General features: G+C 70.3%; 3 protein-coding genes. 1 reads left to right on the forward strand and 2 read right to left on the reverse strand.

Annotation, left to right across the window (positions count from 1 at the left end):
- Positions 1–71: 71 nt before the first annotated feature.
- A complete protein-coding gene (locus ACFW2Y_RS34925) occupies positions 72–611 on the reverse strand; it encodes a YbjN domain-containing protein (RefSeq protein ID WP_384887511.1) in 540 nt (179 codons plus the stop codon).
- A 230-nt stretch (positions 612–841) separates the two neighbouring features.
- The gene (gene clpB / locus ACFW2Y_RS34930) at positions 842–3433 is read right to left on the reverse strand and encodes an ATP-dependent chaperone ClpB (RefSeq protein ID WP_384887513.1); all 2592 of its coding nucleotides are present in this window, start codon (positions 3431–3433) and stop codon (positions 842–844) included.
- 122 nt (positions 3434–3555) lie between these two features.
- Between clpB and ACFW2Y_RS34935 the strand changes: the two genes are divergently transcribed.
- Positions 3556–3960, forward strand: coding sequence for a pyridoxamine 5'-phosphate oxidase family protein (locus ACFW2Y_RS34935; protein ID WP_384887516.1), 405 nt, complete (start codon positions 3556–3558; stop codon positions 3958–3960).
- Positions 3961–4018: the final 58 nt, after the last annotated feature.

The following is a 4018-nucleotide window of genomic DNA, read 5'->3' on the forward strand; positions in this document are numbered from 1 at the left end:
GACCGCGGCCCCGGCCGGGCCCTCGTCCGGCTGCGTGCCGCGCGTGGAGGCGCGGGTGCGGACGCCGGCGCCTACTCGGAGCCGGCCTCGCCGGACTCCTTGTCCTCCGGGGACTCCAGGCCGAACTGCTCGACGATCCACTTGTCGAACTCGATGGACGCGCGGACCCAGCTGACCGTGGAGGAGACGAAGTGCTCCAGGGAGACGCCGGTGCCGATCAGCATCTGGGCCTCACCGATGAGGCGGAGGGTGGCGGAGCCGTTCTCCTCCTCGTGCAGGTGGGTGTAGACCTTGGGCCAGAGGGTGCGGCGGTTCCAGTCGTCGATCGCGTCGAGGATCTTCGCGCGGTCGTCGGCGGAGTGCGGACGGTCGTAGAACGTCCGCACCGAGAAGACCTGCTGCTCGCCCTCGCCGCGGAACATGAAGTACGTGCGGAACTCCTCCCACGGCGCCGCGAGGTCACCCTCGTCGTCGACGACGTACTTGAGTTCCATCTGGTCGAGGAGCTGCTTGACGAGGTCTTGGTCCGGGACGACGGGGCCCGCCGGTCCTGCGGCCTGAGGCTGGGGCTGGCCCCCGAAATTCGGAATCGAGGACGGGTCGATGCTCACCGTGTATTTCCCTTCGTACGGATGCTCGCCATCCTCTCCCATGCCGGGCGGTACGTGGCAAGTCCTACAGGGCCCGAAACGGTGAGATCCGCTGCGGGCTGACACGATCTCCCGCCGCTGGGGGAACGGGAAGCGGCCGTGCCGGTGGGACGGCCGGCACCGCACCGCACGGAGCGCGCCGGTCCGCCGCGGCACCGCACACCCGCCACCACAGCGGACCGGCAGCCGCCCTACTCGGCGGCCCCGACGATCAGGCCGTCCTCGAAGCGGTCCACCCGGACCGTGTCGCCGTCCTCGATCTCCCCCGCGAGGATCTCCTTGGCGAGCCGGTCGCCGATCGCCGTCTGGATCAGGCGGCGCAGCGGCCGGGCACCGTAGGCGGGGTCGTTGCCCTCTTCGGCGAGCCACTCCAGCGCCTCCGGGGTGACGTCCAGGGTGAGCCGCCGCTCCGCGAGTCGCTTGGCGAGCCGATCGATCTGGAGCCGTGCGATCCGCCCCAGTTCGGCCCGGTCCAGGGCCGAGAAGACGACGAGGTCGTCGAGCCGGTTGAGGAACTCGGGCTTGAAGCTCGCCCGCACGACCTCCAGGACCTGCTGCTTCTTGACGTCCTCCGCGATCAGCGGCTCCACCAGGAACTGACTGCCCAGGTTGGAGGTGAGGATCAGGATGGTGTTGCGGAAGTCCACCGTCCTGCCCTGCCCGTCGGTCAGGCGCCCGTCGTCGAGGACCTGGAGCAGGACGTCGAAGACCTCCGGGTGCGCCTTCTCCACCTCGTCGAGCAGCACCACGCTGTACGGGCGGCGGCGCACCGCCTCCGTGAGCTGGCCGCCCTCCTCGTAGCCGACGTAGCCGGGAGGCGCACCGACCAGCCGGGCCACGGAGTGCTTCTCCCCGTACTCCGACATGTCGATGCGGATCATCGCCCGCTCGTCGTCGAAGAGGAAGTCCGCGAGCGCCTTCGCCAGCTCGGTCTTGCCGACGCCGGTCGGGCCGAGGAAGAGGAAGGAGCCGGTGGGCCGGTCGGGGTCGGCGATCCCGGCGCGGGTGCGGCGCACCGCGTCGGAAACGGCCTGGACGGCCTCGGACTGGCCGATCAGCCGCTTGCCGAGCTCGCTCTCCATCCGGAGCAGCTTCTTGGTCTCGCCCTCCAGGAGGCGGCCGGCGGGAATGCCGGTCCAGGAGCCGACCACGTCCGCGATGTCGTCCGGGCCGACCTCCTCCTTGACCATGGTGTCCTTGGCGGACTCCTGCTGGGCCTCGGCCTCGGACGCCTCCTCCAGCTCCCGCTCCAGGGCCGGGATCTCCCCGTACAGCAGCTTGGAGGCGGTGTCGAAGTCACCGTCGCGCTGGGCGCGCTCGGCGCGGCCACGGGCCTCGTCGAGGCGCTCCTTCAGCTCGCCGACGCGGTTCAGGGACTGCTTCTCCTTCTCCCAGCGGGCGGTCAGGCCGCGCAGTTCCTCCTCGCGGTCGGCGAGGTCGCGACGGAGCTTCTCCAGACGCTGCCGGCTCGCGGCGTCCGTCTCGTTCTTCAGCGCCAGCTCCTCCATCCGCAGCCGGTCCACGGAGCGCTGGAGCTCGTCGATCTCGACGGGCGAGGAGTCGATCTCCATGCGGAGCCGGGAAGCGGCCTCGTCGACGAGGTCGATGGCCTTGTCGGGGAGGAAGCGGGAGGTGATGTACCGGTCGGAGAGGGTCGCGGCGGCCACCAGGGCGGAGTCGTTGATCTGCACCTTGTGGTGCGCCTCGTAGCGGCCCTTGAGCCCGCGCAGGATCGCGATGGTGTCCTCGACGGTCGGCTCGGCGACCAGGACCTGCTGGAAGCGGCGCTCCAGGGCGGGGTCCTTCTCGATCCGCTCGCGGTACTCGTCGAGGGTGGTCGCGCCGACCATGCGCAGTTCGCCGCGGGCCAGCATCGGCTTGAGCATGTTGCCCGCGTCCATCGCCGAGTCGCCGCCGGCGCCCGCGCCGACGACCGTGTGGAGCTCGTCGATGAAGGTGATGATCTGCCCGTCGCTCTCCTTGATCTCGGAGAGGACGGTCTTGAGGCGCTCCTCGAACTCACCCCGGTACTTGGCGCCGGCGACCATCGCGCCGAGGTCGAGCGAGACGAGGCGCTTGTTCTTCAGGGACTCGGGGACGTCGCCCTTCACGATCCGCTGGGCCAGTCCCTCGACGACGGCGGTCTTGCCGACGCCGGGCTCGCCGATGAGGACCGGGTTGTTCTTGGTACGGCGGGACAGGACCTGGACGACGCGCCGGATCTCGTGGTCGCGGCCGATGACCGGGTCGAGCTTGCCCTCGCGCGCGGCGGCGGTGAAGTCCGTGCCGAACTTCTCCAGTGCCTTGTACTGACCCTCCGGGTCGGGCGTGGTCACCCGGCGTCCTCCCCTGTTCGTCTCGAAGGCGTCGAGCAGCCGCTTCGCGCTGGCGCCCTGCTGGTCGAGGAGCTCACCGGCCTGACCGCCCTTGGCGGCGATCCCGATGAGCAGGTGCTCGGTCGACAGGAAGTCGTCGCCGAGCTCCTTGGCGTGCTGCGCGGCGTCCGCGATGACGGCGAGCAGCTCGCGGTTGGGCTGCGGCGGCGCGACGGTGGACCCGGTGACGCTCGGCTGGGCGGCGAGCAGGCGCTCCGCGCCGGAGCGGACGGCGGCCTGGTCGGCTTCGACGGCGGCGAGCAGGTCGACGATGTTCTCGTTGTCCTGACCTGCGAGGAGTGCGAGCAGCAGGTGTGCGGGGGTCAGGTCCGGATGCCCTTCGGACACGGCGCGGCTGGTCGCCGCGTTGATCGCGTCCCGGCTCCTGTTGGTCAGTTCGGCGTCCACGTGCGGTGCTCCTCCTCGAAGGTCGCGGGTCCACTTCTTCCTTTGACCCTTCCACCATACACAAAGCTGAGTGGAATGGACTCAAGTTATTGAAGGGAGTCCTGCCCGGGTAGTTTCCCGACATGGCCACAGACCCGAGGAACCCCTCCGACTCGTACCTCAGCTTCTGGCGCGAGTACCACATGTGCACCCTGACCACCCCGCGCCCGGACGGAACCCCGCACGTCGTCGCGGTCGGCGTCACCTACGACCCCGAGCAGGGGTACGCGCGCGTGATCACCAACAAGAACAGCCGGAAGGTCGCCAACGTCCTGGCGGCGGGCGCGGACGGCGCGCGGGTCGCGGTCTGCCAGGTCGACAAGGGGCGCTGGGCCACCCTGGAGGGCATCGCCCACATCCGGACGGACGCCGAGGTCGTCGCGGACGCCGTCGCCCGCTATGCCGAGCGCTACGGACGCACGCCGACCCCGAACCCGGACCGGGTCGTCATCGAGATCGCCCTCACCCGGGCGATGGGCCGCGCCTGAAGGGCGCGGAGGACTTGCGGAGGACTCCGCAGAACGTCCGGACGCAGCACAGCGGCGC

The organism is Streptomyces sp. NPDC058877, from assembly GCF_042742855.1.
Lineage (GTDB): Bacteria > Actinomycetota > Actinomycetes > Streptomycetales > Streptomycetaceae > Streptomyces.

Excerpts from the sequence above, each read along its gene's own strand:
- ACFW2Y_RS34935 (WP_384887516.1), top strand. The coding sequence starts at position 3,556 with ATGGCCACAGACCCGAGGAACCCCTCCGACTCGTACCTCAGCTTCTGG.